Below are 17,163 nucleotides of genomic sequence, written 5' to 3' on the forward strand. Positions count from 1 at the left end.
GTGCTCACGCTGTCCTAGTTTGGTTGAGTGCCTGGTCTTCCAGCAGCTGCCTGGCCAGCAGTGCCGTGCCGCGCGCGCCGCCCGCGTCGCCGAAGCGGGGCGGCAGGATGGGCGGCGCCTGCACGCCGGCGAACAGGTGGCGGCGCATTGCGCCCGGCAGGCCTTCGTACAGGTGGGCCAGCTGGGACAGGCCGCCACCCAGCACGATGGCGTGCGGGTCCAGCGTAATCACCAGCGTGGCGAGCGCATGGCCCAGCAGGTCGAGATGCACGGCCAGGGTCTGCTCGGCGATCTTGTCGCCGGCCTGCGCGCGCGCGGCGATGGCCAGCGGAGCGTCCCCTGCTCCGCCGAAGTGTGCATGCAGCTTGCTCATGCCGGGGCCGGACACGTAGCGTTCCATGCAGCCGCTGCGGCCGCATGGGCAGTCGAGTATGGGCACGGCGTGCTGGATCAGCAGCGCTGCGGGCACGGGCCAGTGGCCCCATTCGCCCGCAATGCCGTTCAGCCCGCGCAGCAGGCGGCCTTCCACGCAGTAGCCGCCCCCCGCGCCGGTGCCGATAATGGCGCCGAACATGCTGGGCAGACCCTGCGCCGCGCCGCCTTGCGCTTCGGACAGCGCGAAGCACTGGCAGTCGTTGCCGATGGCGACGGGGCGCTGCAAAGCCTCCTGCAGCGCGGACACCACCAGGCGGCCGTTCAGCGCGGGCACATTGGAGCTGAGCTGGCGGCCGGTGGCGCTGTCGATAATGCCGGGCAGGCCTATGCCTGCGGGCGCGCGCCGGCCCAGCGCCGCATCGCCGCGCTGCACCAGCGCCACGACGGCTTGCACGAAGGCGTCGAAGTCGGTGCCGGGCGTGGCGATGCGTTCACGGTGGACTTCGGCCAGGCCGCCGTCATCCTTGTACGCCACCAGCTCTATCTTGCTGCCGCCGATGTCGATGCCGTGGAAGCCCATGCCTGTGCCCTCGTGCGCTGGTTCAGAATTCATCATGGCGGTAAATGGTGACGCCCTGCACAACACGGTTGACCGTGCCGCCGGTGAATGGATTGTCCGGCCGCAGCTGCAGCAGCGCGGACTGGTGCAGCGCGTACTGCTGCGCCATCAGCAGCCACAGTGGCGCCAGCCAGGCGTCGGTCAAGGCCGCAGCGGAGGATGCCGGCGCGGCGATGGCGATATCGGTGGCCTCGCCCCCGTCCACGCCGAAGCCCACGGTCAGGCAGCGGCCCGCCACCTGGTCGCGGCGCAGCTCAAGAAGCAGGTCGTGTTCGTATTTGCGCGCCAGCGGCTTGGCGCTGCGGAACAGCACCACCAGCGTCTCCGCGTCGAGCATGGCTTTCGGGCCGTGGCGGAAGCCGAGCGGGCTGTTGGCGACGGCCAGCACGCGGCCGCCGGTCAGCTCCAGTATCTTCAGCGCGGCTTCCTTCGCCAGCGCCTCCAGCGGGCCGCTGCCCAGGTAGACCACGCGCGACACCGGCTGCGCACCCAGCGCGGCCAGCGGCGCCACCCATGTTTGCAGCGCCTGTTCGGCAAGCGCGGCCAATTGCTCCAGCTTGTCCAGCTGCGGCTCGCGGCCCAGCACGGACAAGGCGGCCAGCAGCATGCAGGTGAAGCTGCTGGTCATGGCGAAACCACGGTCGCAGCTGGAGGCGGGCATCAGCAGATTGCAGGTGGCGGCGTCGTTCGCGCCTTGCTGCGCCAGCTGCCCGGCCGCATTGCAGGTGATGTTGAGGAAGCGCGCGCCCGGCACCAGGTCGCGCAGCAGGCTCACGGCCGCCGTGCTTTCAGGGCTGTTGCCGCTGCGGGCGAAGGAGACCAGCAGCGTAGGCGCGTCCGCTTCCAGATACAGCTCGGGGTGGGTGAGCAGGGTGGTGGTGGCCACGGCGCGCACTTGCGCAGGCCAGGCGGCGTTCAGTTCGTCCGCAATGATTTCCCCCGCATAGGCCGAACTGCCCGCGCCGGTGAGGATCACGCGCTGGCGCGGATCGTCCAGGCAGGCGCCGAGGAAGGCCGCCACGCGCGCCTGTTCGGCTGCCAGGCCGGCGGCCAGTTCGCGCCACATGGCTGGCTGGTGGACGATTTCTTCGGCGGTATCGAGGCCGCCGATGTCACGCCAGTCTTGGCTGGCACGCTGCAGTAGGGTAGTCATCGAAAGTTTTTCAGGTTGAAGTCATGGAAATGGTAAGGTTTAATTTTCGTTCTGTCAAACTCGAAAGATAAAAAGAAAGTTCCTGTGGCGCAATTTGACTATATCTCAGCCCATCAGGCAGCGGGATGTGGATCTTTTACTACGAAATAGAAAGTTTGTGGCGAATGAAAATCGCAATACGAAAGATAATTTAATAAAAATTCGCATTTATTCTTTCTTTTTGTTGACCTTGTTTGTTTTTATTCCTAGAGTGGCTTCACAAGAAACAGAAAAGTCTTTCGATTTGCTGATACAACAACTGTCATATAAGGGAGAGAACAGCATGCATCCACAACGAGACATAATGCACCGCTTTGAGCTGAAGGACGGCGCCGCAGCGGTATTGCTGGCGCTGGCCGTGGGCGGCGCGGCGCCGGCCTGGGCGCAGTCCAACGCCACCACCACCATCTTCGGCGAGGTGGCGTCTCCCGCCGGCGCCACCGTGGTGCTGGAAAACCTGGACACCGGCGTCAAGCGCACGCTGACTCCCGACGCGGCCGGCCGCTACGTGGCCAACTCCATGCCGCCGGGCCGCTATGCCGCCCGCGTGCTGCGTGGCGGCGCGGTGGCGGCGTCGCGGGAAGTGGAGGCGGTGATCGGCTCGGGCGCGGAAGCAAACTTCGGCGCCGTGGAGAACGCCGCCACCGTGGTGGTGCGCGCCAGCCGCAACCCTATCGACGTATCGAACACCAATAACGGCGTGGTCTTCACCGCCAAGGAGCTGAAAGCGCTGCCGGTGGCCAGCGACGTGGCGGCCGTGGTGCAGCTCACGCCCGGCGTATCGCGCGGCACCAACAGCCAGTACGGAAGCGCGCCGCAGATCGGCGGCTCAGGCCAGTCCGAAAACGCCTTCTATCTGAACGGCTTCCCGATTACGAACATCCTCACGCAGGTGGGCGCGTCCGAACTGCCCTTCGGCGCCATCTCGAATATGCAGGTGCTGTCCGGCGGCTACGGCGCGGAGTTCGGCCGCTCCACGGGCGGCGTGGTCAACATCACCAGCAAGAGCGGCGGCAACAAGTTTGAGTTCGGCGGCAAAGTCGCCACCGTCCCTGGGCGCCTGAAAGGCTCGCCGGAGGACACCTACTATCCCCGCACCGGCGCCCATCCGGACACGGACGGCAAGCTGCTGTTCCGCAATCACGACAACAGCAGCACCAGCAAGGTGGCGGGCCTGTACGGCAGCGGTCCGCTGATCCGCAACAAGCTGTTTGCCTTCGTCGCGCTGGAGCGCACCAAGACCGATTCTGAATCGGTAGGGGCCTCCAGCGACGCCACCGCCAAAACGCTGCTCACCGGCTGGAACACCAGCGAATCCAAGGTGGACCGCTACCTGGCCAAGCTCGATTACAACCTGACCGAGGACCATCACTTCGAGTACACCAAGCTGTACGACCGCACCCGCAGCAGCAGCCGCGCCTACGGCTACAGCTATGCCACCGGGCAGCACGACAACGTGCCGGGCAACGCGGGCGAATCCACGCGCAACTGCTGCGGCGCCTCGGCTGCGCCGGGCGCCAATCTCGACATTTTCAAATACACCGGCTACCTCACCGACGACCTGACCGTCACCGCGCTGTACGGCAAATCGCGCACCAGCCACGGCCGCACGCCGAACGGCTACGATCCCAAGCTGGCGCAGACCGCCGGCGGCACCACCGTGCAGGTCCCAGGCCTGAACTACCCGAACCCGCAGTCCGTTACCGGCAACCTGGTGGATCCGGCATCGGGCGACCGCCAGACTGCCAAGCGCCTGGACGTGGAATACAAGCTGGGCAAGCACTCGCTGCGCGGCGGTATCGACCGCATCGACGTGGAATCCGTGGTCGGCTTCATGCTGGCCGGCGGCTACCGCTGGACCTACCGCAAAGCCAGCGATCCCACGCGCGCCATCAACGGCGCCTTCGAAACCCCGGCGCAGGGCGGTGGCTACGGCACGCAGGGCTACTACGTGAGCCGCGACTATTACAGCAACCTGGCGCGCCCCACCAGCGAACAGTCGGCGCAATACATCCAGGACCACTACCAGGTGACCGACCGGGTGCTGCTGGACCTGGGGCTGCGCCGCGAACAATTCACCAACTACACCAGCACGGGCGACGCCTTCATCTCCCAGCGCAGCATGATAGCGCCGCGCCTGGGCGCCACCTGGGACTACCACGGCGACAGCTCGCTCAAGTTCTCGCTGAACGCGGGCCGCTACCACTTGCCGGTGCCGTCCAACCTGTCGTCGAATATGGCCGCGCCGTTCACGTCCACCAGCGAATTTTTCACCTACACCGGCGTGGACCAGGCCACCGGCGCGCCGACAGGCCTGCACGCCATCAGCAAGCCGTATTCGGCCAACAACGCCTATGGCCAGAGCCGCGACGCGCGCGAAGTCACGGCCATCGGCCTCAAGCCGCTGTCGCAGGACGAAATCACCATGGGCTTTGAGCGCGCCTTCAGCCAGCAGTGGGTGGCCGGCGCCAGCGTTCAGTACCGCCGCCTGAACGACACCAACGACGATACCTGCGACCAGCGTCCCATCGACGCCTGGGCCGCGCGCAACAAGGTGGACACCTCGCACTGGGGCGGCTTCCAGTGCGCCATCATCAACCCCGGCCGCGACGGCAACCTGATGATAGACTTCGCCGACGGCAAGGGGCTGCGCCGGGTGGACATCACGGCGGCGGAGTGGGGCAATCCGAGGCCGGACCGCAGCTACCGCGCGCTGCACCTGTCGCTGGAGCATCCGCTCAGCAGCGGCTGGTACGGCAAAGTGACCTACACGCTGTCCAGGCTGAAGGGCAATATGGAAGGCCAGACCGACACCAACGGCGGCGGCGACGTGGGCCTGACCGTCAGCGACGACCACAAGGAGCTGATGTACAACGCCTACGGCTACCTGCCGGGCGACCATCGCCACGCCGTCAAGGCCTACGGTTTCGTGCAGGCGCTGCCTGAGTTGAACGTGGGCGCCAATCTGACGCTGCTGTCGGGCGCGCCCCGCAATTGCATAGGAGAGCTGCCGGACGCGCTGCGCTTCGACCACGACTACGGAGCGGCCTACTTCTACTGCAACGGCAAGCCCACGCCGCGCGGCACCCAGGGCCGGCTGCCGTGGCAGGCCACGCTGGATCTGAACATGGTCTACCTGCCACGCTTTGCCAAGGGCCTGAGCCTGAAGGCCGACGTGTTCAATGTGTTTGACCGCCAGAGCATCACCCGCTATAACGAAACCCGTGAAGACGGCGGCGCCATCGCGCGCAACTACCTGCAAGTGACCGGCCGCACGGCACCGCGCTCGGTGCGCCTTACCGCAGAATACGCATTCTAAGAGGAACAGCATGAATCAAATGAAACGACGAGACTTCCTGACCGCCGGCGCAGCGCTGCTGGGCAGTGCGCTGCTGGCGCCAAGCGCTTTCGGCGCGAGCCGTGAACGCGTGCGCGTCGGCATGATAGGCACCGGCATGCGCGGCCAGGTGCTGCTGCAGGAACTGCTGCGCCGCGACGACGTGGAAGTGGCCGCGCTGTGCGACATCGAACCCATCATGCTGGGCAAGGCGCTGGCGCAGGTGGAGAAATTCGGCAAGCCGCGTCCCGCCACCTTCGGCGAGGACGGCGACAAGCACGCCTACCGCCGCCTGCTGGACGGCGCCAAGGTCAAGGGCGGCAAGCTCGACGCCGTCATCATCGCCACGCCGTGGGAATGGCACGCGCAGATGTCCATCGAGGCCATGCAGGCCAAGGTGCCGGTTGGCTGCGAAGTGGTGGCCGGCGTCACGCTGCAGGACCACTGGGACGTGCTCAACGCGCAGCTCAAGTCCGGCACGCCTTATATGCTGCTGGAGAACGTGTGCTTCCGCCGCGACGTGATGGCGGTGCTGCAGATGGTGCGTTCCGGCCTGTTCGGCGAACTGGTGCACCTGCAGGGCGGCTACCAGCACGACCTGCGGGCCGTGAAGTTCAACAACGGCGATCCGGCCAAGCCTTACGGCAGCGGCCTGGAATTCGGCGCCAAGGGCTGGTCCGAGGCGCGCTGGCGCACGGAGCACTCGGTGCGCCGCAACGGCGAGCTGTATCCCAGCCACGGCATCGGCCCCTGCGCCATGTACACCAATATCAACCGGGGCAACCGCTTCACGCGCATCAACGCCTTCGCCACCAAGGCGCGCGGCCTGCACGACTACATCACCAAGCAGCCGGGCGGCGCGCAGCATCCGAGCGCGAAGACGGAATTCAGGCTGGGCGACGTGGTCACCACCACGCTGGCCTGCGAGAACGGCGAAACCATTTTGCTGCAGCACGACACTTCGCTGCCGCGCCCTTACTCGCTGGGCTTCCGCGTGCAGGGCACGGACGGGCTGTGGATGGATGTGAACCACTCCATCCATATCGAGGGCAAGAGCAAGCCGCACCAGTGGGAGGACTTCCAGGCCTACCAGGACAAGTACGACCATCCGCTGTGGCGCAAATACGCATCGCGCGCGGAAGGCGCGGGCCACGGCGGCATGGACTTCTTCGTTATCCACGCCTTCATCGAGGCGCTGAAGGCCGAGGCGCCGATGCCGATCGATATCTACGACGCGGTGACGTGGAGCGCCATCACGCCGCTGTCCGAGCAGTCCATCGCGCAAAACTTCCAGACGCTGGACTTCCCGGACTTTACCAACGGCCAGTGGCGCACGCGCAAGCCAATCTTCGCTCTGTAAGGACGGATGGCGATTGCGTAGGGCGGGTTAGGACGCAGTCCGTAACCCGCCAAACCGTCAGCGGAAGGCGTAGCTCGCGTTGGCGTAGAAGCGCCGGCCGCGCGGGTCGGTGTAGCTTGGGTCGTAGCCCGAGATGAAGAAGTAGGCCTGGTTGGAGTACGGCGGGCTCTTGTCGAACATGTTCTGCACGCCCACGCGCAGCTTGAGCGAAGACGTCGCCGCATACGCCGCCGACATATCCCACAGCGAATACGCCTTCACCTTGTTGGCCGCCACCACGCTGCCGTCGTCGATATTGATGGCCGAGTTCTGGTCGTCATACCCGCTGTAGAAGGTGTTGGACAGGCTGGCCGACAGCGGACCCTGGTCCCAGTCGAACGACACCGTGTGCCGCCAGCGCTGCACCACGCTGTCGGTCACGAACTTGTTCAGATTGCTCACATAGGCGTCGCCCGGGCTGTTCTGGATTTTGGAGGTCAGCACATACGTGCCGTTCAGGCGCCCGCCGAAGCGGCCCACCGCCGTGTTCACGCCGCTCAGGTTGATGGCCAGATCCAGCCCCTTGGCCAGCTGCGCGCCGCGGTTCTCCTTGCGCAGTTCGATATAGTCGATCAGGCCGTCCTCGTCGCGGTGCACCAGCTTGCCGTACTTTTCCAGGTTGCCGAGAATGACGTCGTCGCCGATTTCGCTGATCAAATCCGTGCGCTTGATGTTCCAGTAGTCCAGCGTCAGATTCAAGTTGCGGCTGGGCGCGAAGGCGGCGCCCAGCGAGAGCTGGCGGCTGCGCTCGGGCTTCAGCTTGGTGTTGCTGTAGCGGCGCGTGTCCCAGTTGTCCGCGCAGTCGGAATAGTTGTTGTCGACCGTGGCGCAGTAGGCCGGGTCGGGCAGCGTGGCGGTCTGGCTGTAGACGGTGGGACGGAACAGGTCCGTCATGGACGGCGCGCGGAAGCCGCGTCCGGCCGAGGCGCGCAGCAGCAGTTCGGAGGTGGGGCGGTAGCTCACGCCGGCCTTGGGACTGGCCGCCCCGCCCACCACCTGGTAGTGGTCGTAGCGGCCGGAGAGCTGGGCTTCCCACTGTTTGGCGAACGGCATCAGCAGTTCGCCGTACACGCCGGCGATATTGCGCTTGTCGCTGGTGGGCTTGCCGCCTTCGGGCGCCGCGTCGTTGTTGATGTTGTCGCTCAGGAGCAGGGCCGAGGGCGTGAAGTCGGTGCGTTCGCGCCGCGCCTCGCCGCCTATGGCCAGCGCCAGGTCGCCGCCGGCCATGGGCATCAGCGCGCGCGAGAACTTGAAGTCCACCGAGTCCATGGTGCCGCGCGCATGGCGCACGTCGTCGTTCACCTGGATGCTGTTGAGCAGCGCCACGCCCGCCGGGCTGGAAGGCCCGAAGGGGTTGATGCGGCCGTCCGCTATGCCTTCCAGCAGCTCGTTGTAGAGCACATAGCCGTGCGTGTCCTTGTCCTTCACGGTGTTCACGCTGTGGTTCAGCGCCACGTCGTAGTCCCAGCCGCCCAGCACGCCGGTAACGCCGGCCACGAAGCGCACGCCGTCGCTGGTCAGTTCGCTGGTGCGGCGGCCGGCTTCGTTCAGGCGCATGCGCACTTCCAGCTCGCCGGGAATGTCGTCGTCCAGCTGATCCAGGCCGGTGTTGGCCAGCTGCGGCACCTTGCGGTAGTCGATATAGCCGGTCACGCGCGCGGACGAGCCCACGTAGTGCGTCTTGGCGCGGCTCAGCGACGCTTCCGCGTAGAGCTGGTGGCCGCCGTCCAGGCGCAGCACGCCCCGGCTCAGCACACTGGCTTTTTCGGACTTGGGAAACAGCTCGGTGTCGCCCATGTAGTTATAGGTGCAGGCGTCCACGCCGCCAGTGCCGGCCGGCAGGTAGACGTTGGCGGGCGGCGCGCAGCCCGGCACCGACAGGTTGATCTGGCGGTTGGTAATGGGCTTGCCGTTGATCTTGAAGCCGATGTCCTGCAGATGGTCGCGCTGGGCGGAGGTCAGGCGGATATTGGCAGGGCTGGTGAAGCTGGACAGCAAATGGCCCAGGCGCTGCTCGATCTGCAGTTCCGGGATAAAGCTGCGCTGCGAGGTGCTCAGCGAGTTGGTGCGCTGGTAGTCCAGCACCGCGAAGACGTTGTAGCCGTCGCGCGCAATGTCGCCGGTGCCGGCGGCGATGCTGGCGGTGCGCTTGCCGGCGCCGCCTTCGCGCGTGCCGAGCACGTAGGCGTTCAGTTCCAGGCCCTGGAAGTCCTTGCGGGTGATGAAGTTGATCACGCCGCCGATGGCGTCGGTGCCGTACAGCGAGGAGGCGCCGTCCAGCAGCACTTCCACGCGCTGCAGCGCGGCGGCGGGGATGTTGTTCAGGTCCACGCCGCTGTCGTCGCCGGGCGAGGCGAAATTGGCCATGCGGCGGCCGTTCAGCAGCACCAGGGTGGACGAGGTGCCGATGCCGCGCAGGTTGGCGCTGTTGAAGCCGCGCTGGTCGCCGCCCACGTTGATGCTGGCACCGTCGGTCAGCCCGCCGCTGTTGGCGGCGATGCGCGTCATCAGTTCGGCGGCGGTGGTGACGCCGGCTTTTTCAATCTCGGCGCGCGTAATGATCTGCACCGGCAGCGAGGTTTCCGCTTCCACGCGCTTGATGGCCGAGCCGGTGATTTCCACCGTGGCCATGGGCGCTTGCTGCGCCAGCGCGGGCCAGGCTGCGCCGGCGGCGGCGATCGCCGCGCCGGCCAGCAAGGTTGCACGGACCGCGCGGGCGGTGGTTTTCAGCCTGGTGTTCATCTGCTCTCCCCATGTATTTTTGCCATTGTTGGCTAGATCGTCTTAATACACAAGTAAAGCAGCCCGGCCGGGAGGCCGGGTGTTGCTGAAATGCGGGTCAGTAGCTGCTGATCGGCGTGGGCTGGCCGTTCTTGAAGGTGAAGATGGTGACCGGCGATTCCTTCATGTCGCCCTTGGCGTCGAAGGCATAGGTGCCGGCCACGCCCTTGTAGGAACCGGACGAGATCACCGCGCCCACCTTGGCCGGGTCGAGCGAATTCGCTTTCTGCATGGCCTGCGCGTACATCATGGTGGCGTCGTAGTAGGAGGCGGCGTAGACGTCGGCGTCGCGGTTGTAGCGCTTCTTGAACGCGGCCTTGAACTGCGGGCCGCTGGCGGCCTTGTCCAGGATGGCGCCGCCCTGCGAGCACAGCACGTTGTCGGCCACGGCGTCGCCGCCCAGTTTGCCCATTTCGGCGGTGCAGATGGTGTCGCCGCCCAGCAGCTTGGCGGTGATGCCCAGCTGTTTCATCTGGCGCGCCATCGGGGCGCCCTGCGGCGCGTAGCCGCCGAAGAAAATGGCGTCCACTTTCTTCGGTTTCAGCTTGGTCAGGATGGCGGTGAAGTCGAAGGCCTTGTCGGTGGTGAACTCGTGGCCGGCTACGGTCATGCCGGAGGCCTTGGCCTGCTTCTTGAATTCTTCTGCCACGCCCTGGCCGAAGGCGGTGCGGTCGTCGATCACGGCCACGGTCTTGAACTTCAGTTCCTGCGCGGCGTACATGGCCATTTTCGAGCCCAGCTGGGTGTCGCTGGCGTTCACGCGGTACAGGCCCTTGTAGCCCTGCTGCGTGATTTTCGGATTGGTGGCCACGGTGGAGAAGATCACGCCGGCGTCGTTGTAGGCGCGCGAGGCGGGGATGGCCACGCCGGAGTTGTAGGGGCCGACCACGTATTTCACGCCGCTGTCGATGAATTTCTGCGCCACCTGCACGCCCGCTTTCGGGTCGCCCTGGTCGTCCTCGGACTGCAGCTCGAACTTGATCTTCTTGCCGGCCACGGTGATGGGCTTGGCATTCAGCTCCTCCACCGCCAGGCGGGCGCCGTTTTCATTGTCCTTGCCGGAAAAGGCCTGCGGGCCGGACAGCGGGCCGCTGTGGCCGATTTTGACGATGGCGTCTTGCGCCGCTGCGGTGCTCATGGTGCCGATGGCGCTGATGGCGCCCAGCAGGGCCAGTGCGCCCGTGGTCAGTTGCAAATTCATTGTGTCTCCTTGTGGGTCGATATGCGCGTGCATTATCGCCAAGTGGGCAGGGCAGGGCAACTGAAACTTGGCGCGGTGTTAGTGCAGTTTCAGCGCTGCGCGAGCCTGCGCTGGCGCGCCAGGGCGGTGTTGATGCGGTCGATCAGGCCGTCGTCGCGGCTGCGGGCGATGGCGAAATGCATGCCGTTTTCCACCTGCACAGGCTTGGGCAGCACGGCCAGGCGCACGCCGGGCGGCAGCGCCAGTTCCTTCAGGTAGGGCTGGATGAACTGCGCCAGCGCCGCCTCGATGTCGGCCGGGCTTTCGCCGGAGGGCTGGTAGAGCAGCAGCGCGTCCACCCGTTTCAGCAGCAGGCGCTGGAGGCGCGTGGCGCGCGAGGCGATGTCCTCGTCCACCTTGAACAGCTTGTTGTTGCGGGCGATTTCGAATTCGTCGCTGTAGCTGTAGCCACGCACCGCGCCTACGGTTTTGCCGCGCAGGTCGGCCATGCTGCGGAAGGGGAAGGTGGCGTCGCTGCGCGTCACCAGCCATAGCGTGTTGCTGGAGGCCGCGTCGGAATAGCGCAGTTCGCGCAGGCGGTCGGCGCTCTTGGGCAGAGCGAAGATCAGGCCGTCGCCGTCGCGCGCGTGGCGCTCGGCGCGCGGCCAGGGATAGGCCTTGATCTCGAAGCTGATGTTCAGTTCCTGCTCGAGGTAGCTGAACAGCTTGCGGCGCCATGGCTTGAGGGGCTGCTGCCGGCCGGCCAGGTCCAGCGTGTCGCCCAGCAGCAGCGTCACCGTCTGCGGCGGCGGCCGCCCGGCGGGGTCTGCCACCGCCATCCTGGCTGGCATGATGCAAGCAAGTGCGCCAGTTAGCAGAAAATTACGCTTGCTGAAATTCGCCATGCAGGGACGCTCGTGTGTTCCGTCGACGGCTGATTATTGCAGAAATCGGCGGGCAGGTGCAGCTTTGCGGCGCGCAGTGGCTGGTCAGCGCGTGGTCCTTGTGGTGTCGCCGCCACCGCTGTCGGCTGGCTGTACAGGAGTGACTGCCGTCACTGGCGCGGCGGGGCGGACACGGTCGGCGGCTGGTGCGGGTATGGGCGCGCGGGCCCCGGCGGCGGCTGCGATGTTGGCGGAATTGTATGCTGCGATGGCTGCGGCGAGGGCGGGATCGGCGGCATTCGGGACAGGGTTGCCGCTGGCTTCGCGCGCGGCGGCAAGGCGCCGGGCCTCGGCAGTGCGCGCGGCGTCTGCGCGTTGCTCCACCGCGCGTTGCTCGGCGGCGGCTTGCGCGGAACGGAGGTCGGCGGCGCGTTCCTCCGCAGCCTGGATTGCGTCAATCTCCTCCGACTGGGCTGGCTGCTCCTGAGCCGGGACGCGCTGTGTATCAAGCCGGTCCGCGAGGATGGCGCGGGCGGTCGCTGCATCCTGGCGCTGCGCCGCCAGCCGTTCGTCTTCCATACGGTCTGCCAGTGCGCTGGCGGCCTGGTCCTGCTCGCGGGTGCTGGCCAGTTGGCGCGCCTCGGCAGCGCGGTTGGCGGCAAGGCGATCGGCCTGGGTCGCCGGCAGGACGTTGCCGGCCTGCTCGCCGATTACCCGCCGCGCCACCTCAAGCTGCTGCTGGCGCAACTGCTCGGCCGGCGTGAGTGCTGGAGCGCTGACGCTGATGGCGTCCCGCAAAGCCTGATCGTTGATCTGGAGCTGGGAGAAGGCGGTTTCCGCCTGGAGCGCTGCCGACGCCGAAGTGGCCAGCGCAGCTTGCGCGCTCTGCGTGGCCTGCGCCGCTTGCTGGGCCGCCTGCGCCGCCGCCGTAATCTGGCGCGCCAGCGTGGTACCCACCGTGTTGAACTGCTCGTTCGTCTGCGTCAGCAGCTTCAGGGTGCCGTCACGGTCCAGCTGGAAGGCTGCCTCCAGCACCTGTTTGTTCACGTTCAGCGATTCGCTGATGGACTCGGGCGCCAGCGGATCCAGCGTCACGCCGATGGATGCCAGTGTCGTGGCGCTGAAAGGCGTAGTGGGGCGCGCTGCCGCGCCTTGCTGCCGCAGGCTGTCCGCCAGGCGTTGGGCCAGCGTGGAGGCGCCGTTTTCATCTTTCAGCAAGGGCGTCAGGCTGCTGGAAACCGGCGGCAACTGGTTGAAGGCCTGCCGTATCGCCTCGGCCGCGTCGTTGAGCAGCGCCAGTTGCGCCTCGCCGGGCAATGCTTCGTCACGCGCGCCTTGCAGCTCAAGCAATTGCCGGCGCGACAGCGCCACTGTCGACAGGAATTGCCCCAGGTCGGAAAACTCGACGGTGGCAGCCAGGGGCTGAACATTCGCCGCGACGGCTTCCGCCGCGCTGGCTTCAGGCGCGGAACTGATGGGCAGGACGGGGGAAGTGGCGGCGGTATTGTCCGCGTTGGAAATGGGGGGCAGCATGGCTTCACCTTGCGGGATGTCAGGGACAGTCCCGCGAGGATGCGCCCTTGCGCCGCCGCCGTCTGTGGGCTGGCGAACACAAGGGCGGCTTGCTTCAGCTCACCATCAGTTTCACGGACTTCAACTCCACGCTGTTCGGTCCCGCGTGAATGGTGAACGATCCCGGCTCGACCACGCGCTTCATGTCCATATTGAAGAACCACAGGTCGGACGGCTTGATGTCGAAGCTCAGCGTTTTCGCCTCGCCCGGCGCCAGCGTCACGCGCTTGAAGGCCTTCAGCTCCAGCACCGGCCGCGTGACGGAACTCACGTCGTCGCGGATGTAGATCTGCACCACTTCGTCGCCCTGCACGGCGCCGGTGTTGCGCACCTCGACCGAGACCTGGGTGGACTCGCCCGCGCGGATGCTTGCCCTGGACAAGCGCGGCTCGGAGATCGCAAAGGTGGTGTAGCTGAGGCCAAAGCCGAAGGGATACAGCGGCTTGGTGGAGCCGTCGATATAGCCGCGCCGCGCGGATGGCTTGTGGTTGTAAAAGATGGGCAGCTGGCCCACGCTGCGCGCGATCGACACCGGCAGCTTGCCGCCCGGATTGGCGCGGCCGAACAGCAGGTCGGCCGCAGCGTGGCCGGTTTCCTGGCCCAGGTACCAGCCCTCGATCAGCGCCGGCGCGCGCTCGGCCAGCAGGTTGACCGACAGCGGGCGGCCGTTCAGCAGGAACACCACGGTGGGCTTGCCCAGGTCGAAGATGGCTTGCGCCAGTTCGTTCTGCTGGCCCAGCATGTCCAGCGTTTCGCGGTCGCCCAGGTGGGTGTCGGCCCAGGCCTCGCGGCTGGTCTGCTCGTTGTCGCCCAGGACCATCACGATGGTGTCGGCCGTCTTGGCCGCTTCCAGCGCTTCGGCGATCAGGCGCGCGTTCTTTTCCCTGGGCGTGAACACGATCTCGTCCGCGCCCCACACGCGGCTTTCGGTGATGCGCACGGCCTCGGCGTAGGCCAGTTCGAAGCCGTGCTTCTCGCTCTCCGCCTTCAGGCCCTCGTAGATGGAGGCCACGTGGCGCGGCACATCCGAGTAGCCGCCGATGGGCGTGTCCTTGGCGTGGGTGCCGAGCAGCAGCAGCTTGCCCACTTTCTTCGGGTCCAGCGGCAGCACGCCCTTGTCGTTCTTCAGCAGCACGGCCGAGCGGCAGGCCGTCTCGCGCGCCAGCGCCACCGCGTCCGGCGTGGCGGTCAGGCTGTCGGCCGCTTTCACGTCCGCATACGGGTTTTCAAACAGGCCGGCCTGGAACTTCAGTTCCAGGATACGGGCCACGATGGCGTCGATTTCCGCCACCGACACGTGCTTCTCCTTCACCAGCGCGGCCAGTTCCTTGTATCCGAAACCGTCAGGCGTTTCGATGTCCACGCCGGCCTTGATGGCGCGCAGCGCCGCTTCCTTGGGCGTGGCGGCCAGCTTGTGGCGGGTGATGAGTTCCTTGATGCCCAGGTAGTCGGACACCATCACGCCCTTGAAGCCCCATTCCACGCGCGCCACCTGGTTCAGCAGCCAGCGGTTGGCGTGCGAGGGCACGCCGCCGATCTCGTTATACGACGGCATGATGGCCGCCACATTGGTTTCCTTCACCAGCTTTTCAAACGGCGGGAAGAATTCCTCGCGCAGCGTGCGCTCGGTGATTTCGGCCGGGCCGATATTGGTGCCGCTTTCCGGCTGGCCGTGGCCCGTCATGTGCTTGAGCGTGGTGTAGACCTTGTCCCTGGCCAGCTGCTTGCCCTCGCCCTGGAAGCCCAGCACGGCGGCCTTGCCCATTTCGCCGCACAGGTGCGGGTCTTCGCCGTAGGTTTCCTCGATGCGGCCCCAGCGCGGTTCGCGCGCCACGTCCACCACCGGCGCCAGCGCGAAGTTGGCGCCGCGCGCGCGCATCTCGCGCGCCGCCACGGAGAACACCTTGCGCACCATGTCCGGATCAAAAGAAGAAGCCAGCGCAATCGACTGCGGGAAGCTGGTGGCATCGCGCGCTGCGTAGCCGTGCAGCGCTTCCTCGTGCGTGAACATGGGGATGCCGAGGCGGGTCTGCTCCATCGCCCATTTCTGCGCGGCGTTCACATAGGTGGCCGTCTCCAGCGCGTTGCGGTTGATGCGGCGGCCGTCGTCGCCCGCAGCCACGGCCTTCTTGGCCTGGCCCACGCGATCCGAGGGACGGCCCAGCATGCCGATGCCGTTCGGGTAGTTGCGGCTGGCCTGCTCGGGGGAGAAATTGCCCTGGCCGTCCTCGATGTTTTTCTTGTCCTGCCAGATGCACTGCATCTGCTCGATTTTCTCTTCCAGCGTCATGCGGGACAGCAGGTCTTGCACGCGCTTGGCCACCGGCGCGGCGGGGTTTTTGTACGGCGGTACTGCTGCGGCGAAGGCCATGGGCGCGGGAAGGGCGGCCAGACCCGCCAGGCCTCCTGCGGTGGACAGGAATTGCCTGCGGTTTTTGCTCATTGCCTTTGTCTCCGTTATGGTTTTTTAGTTTTAACGCTTGGCCGAGCGCGTGCTGACGTCTATCCACACGGCCAGCGTGAGGATGAAGCCTTTGACGATCATCTGCCAGTAGGTGTCCACGTCCAGCATGGACATGCCGTTATCGAGGCTGGCCATCACCAGCGCGCCAATCAGCGCGCCGTACACGGTGCCGGAGCCGCCGCGCATGGAGGTGCCGCCGATGAAGCAGGCCGCGATCGCATCCAGTTCGCCCGAGGTGCCGGCCGAAGGCGAGCCCGCCGCCAGGCGCGCCGTGTTGATCACGCCGGCCAGCGCGCACATCAGGCCCATGATGCCGAAGATCCAGAGCTTGATGGACTTGACGTTGATGCCGGACAGGCGTGTCGCCTCCATATTGCTGCCCACGGCGTAGATGCGGCGGCCGAACACTGTCTGCGTGGTCATGTAGGTGAAGATGCCCAGCAGCGCGAGCAGCAGCAGCACCGGCAGCGGGATCCCTTCGTAAGAATTCAGCGTGACCACGAAAGCGGCCACGATGGCGCCGATGGCGGCCACTTTCACGCCATCGCGCCACAGCGGCGCGGTGTCCATGCCGTGCCCGGCGCGGCTGCGGCGCTGCTGCCAGGTGAGCGCCACGGCGATGGCGAACAGCGCGAGGCCGAGCAATATGCCCAGCTGCGGCGGCAGATAGCCCTGGCCCAGGTAGACCAGGTCGTCCGACACCGGCGCCACGGTGGTGCCGCCGGTTACGCCCAGCACAATGCCGCGATAGGCCAGCATGCCGCCCAGGCCCACGATGAAGGAGGGGATGCTCAGGTAGGCCGTGAGGTAGCCGTTGAACAGGCCGACCAGCAGGCCGAAGGCCAGCACCAGCAGCAGGTTGAGGGGCAGCGGCAAGTGGTGCGTCACGTCCAGCACGGCGGCCACGCCGCCCAGCAGACCGAGCAGGGAGCCGACCGAGAGGTCGATTTCGCCGGCGATGATCACCAGCGACATGCCGCAGGCGACGATGCCGGTAATGGCCATCTGGCGCATCAGGTTGGACAGGTTGCGGGGCGAGATGAAGCCGCCGTCGGTCTTCATGCTGAAGAAGCCCCAGATCAGCGCGATGGCGATCAGCAGGGCCAGCATCTTGTACTGCGTGAATAGTTTTTTGATGTTCATGGTGGTCTCTTTTTTTTTTCCTGGCGGCGCTTGGCGGGTTACGCGCTTTGCGCTAACCCGCCCTACATGTTCAGGTTGCGTAGGGCGGGTTAGGGAAGCGCTGATCTATTCGCTTTCCTGGCAAGGCCAGCGTGCCGAATGGTCCACTGGCGAGCCGTTCAAGCCCATTTTTCGTCCGATTTCACGCGATGCTTCACGTCTTTCTGTAATCAGGACG

Annotated in this window: 10 protein-coding genes; 2 read left to right on the plus strand and 8 right to left on the minus strand. The window is 66.2% G+C overall.

The window, feature by feature from the left end; all coding sequences use genetic code 11:
• Positions 1 to 4 precede the first annotated feature (4 nt).
• Positions 5 to 991, minus strand: a complete 987-nt coding sequence (locus GTP77_RS20970) for an ROK family protein (RefSeq protein ID WP_229202278.1) — start codon at positions 989 to 991, stop codon at positions 5 to 7.
• Entirely contained in the window at positions 978 to 2,147 is a 1,170-nt protein-coding gene (locus GTP77_RS20975; RefSeq protein WP_161074097.1) for an SIS domain-containing protein, read from the minus strand. Before GTP77_RS20975 ends, GTP77_RS20970 begins: the two co-directional genes overlap by 14 nt.
• Before the next feature lie 343 nt (positions 2,148 to 2,490).
• Here GTP77_RS20975 and GTP77_RS20980 point away from each other — a divergent pair, with 343 nt between their 5' ends.
• Positions 2,491 to 5,505, plus strand: a complete 3,015-nt coding sequence (locus GTP77_RS20980) for a TonB-dependent receptor (protein WP_161074098.1) — start codon at positions 2,491 to 2,493, stop codon at positions 5,503 to 5,505.
• 19 nt (positions 5,506 to 5,524) lie between these two features.
• Positions 5,525 to 6,883, plus strand: a complete 1,359-nt coding sequence (locus GTP77_RS20985; protein WP_161074099.1) for a Gfo/Idh/MocA family protein — start codon at positions 5,525 to 5,527, stop codon at positions 6,881 to 6,883.
• Positions 6,884 to 6,940: 57 nt separating this feature from the next.
• On the opposite strand, the gene GTP77_RS20990 is transcribed toward GTP77_RS20985, so the two are convergent.
• The 6 genes from GTP77_RS20990 to GTP77_RS21015 form a co-directional block, all read right to left on the minus strand.
• Positions 6,941 to 9,664 carry a TonB-dependent receptor gene (locus GTP77_RS20990; protein ID WP_161074100.1) on the minus strand — a complete coding sequence of 908 codons (2,724 nt, stop codon included), beginning with the start codon at positions 9,662 to 9,664 and terminating at the stop codon, positions 6,941 to 6,943.
• A 97-nt stretch (positions 9,665 to 9,761) separates the two neighbouring features.
• A complete protein-coding gene (locus GTP77_RS20995) occupies positions 9,762 to 10,904 on the minus strand; it encodes a branched-chain amino acid ABC transporter substrate-binding protein (protein ID WP_161074101.1) in 1,143 nt (380 codons plus the stop codon).
• An 89-nt stretch (positions 10,905 to 10,993) separates the two neighbouring features.
• Positions 10,994 to 11,734, minus strand: a complete 741-nt coding sequence (locus GTP77_RS21000; protein ID WP_161074102.1) for a substrate-binding periplasmic protein — start codon at positions 11,732 to 11,734, stop codon at positions 10,994 to 10,996.
• A gap of 138 nt (positions 11,735 to 11,872) precedes the next feature.
• Positions 11,873 to 13,300 (minus strand): hypothetical protein, encoded by a 1,428-nt coding sequence (locus tag GTP77_RS21005; RefSeq protein ID WP_161074103.1) that lies wholly within the window; start codon positions 13,298 to 13,300, stop codon positions 11,873 to 11,875.
• Between the two features lie 94 nt (positions 13,301 to 13,394).
• On the minus strand, positions 13,395 to 15,782 hold the full coding sequence (locus GTP77_RS21010) for a glycoside hydrolase family 3 N-terminal domain-containing protein (RefSeq protein WP_161074104.1): 2,388 nt from the start codon (positions 15,780 to 15,782) through the stop codon (positions 13,395 to 13,397).
• A gap of 30 nt (positions 15,783 to 15,812) precedes the next feature.
• A complete protein-coding gene (locus GTP77_RS21015) occupies positions 15,813 to 16,946 on the minus strand; it encodes a sugar ABC transporter permease (RefSeq protein WP_161074105.1) in 1,134 nt (377 codons plus the stop codon).
• Positions 16,947 to 17,163 lie beyond the last annotated feature (217 nt).

Origin of the sequence: Pseudoduganella aquatica, assembly GCF_009857595.1 — a bacterium.
GTDB classification, from domain to species: Bacteria; Pseudomonadota; Gammaproteobacteria; order Burkholderiales; family Burkholderiaceae_D; genus Rugamonas; species Rugamonas aquatica_A.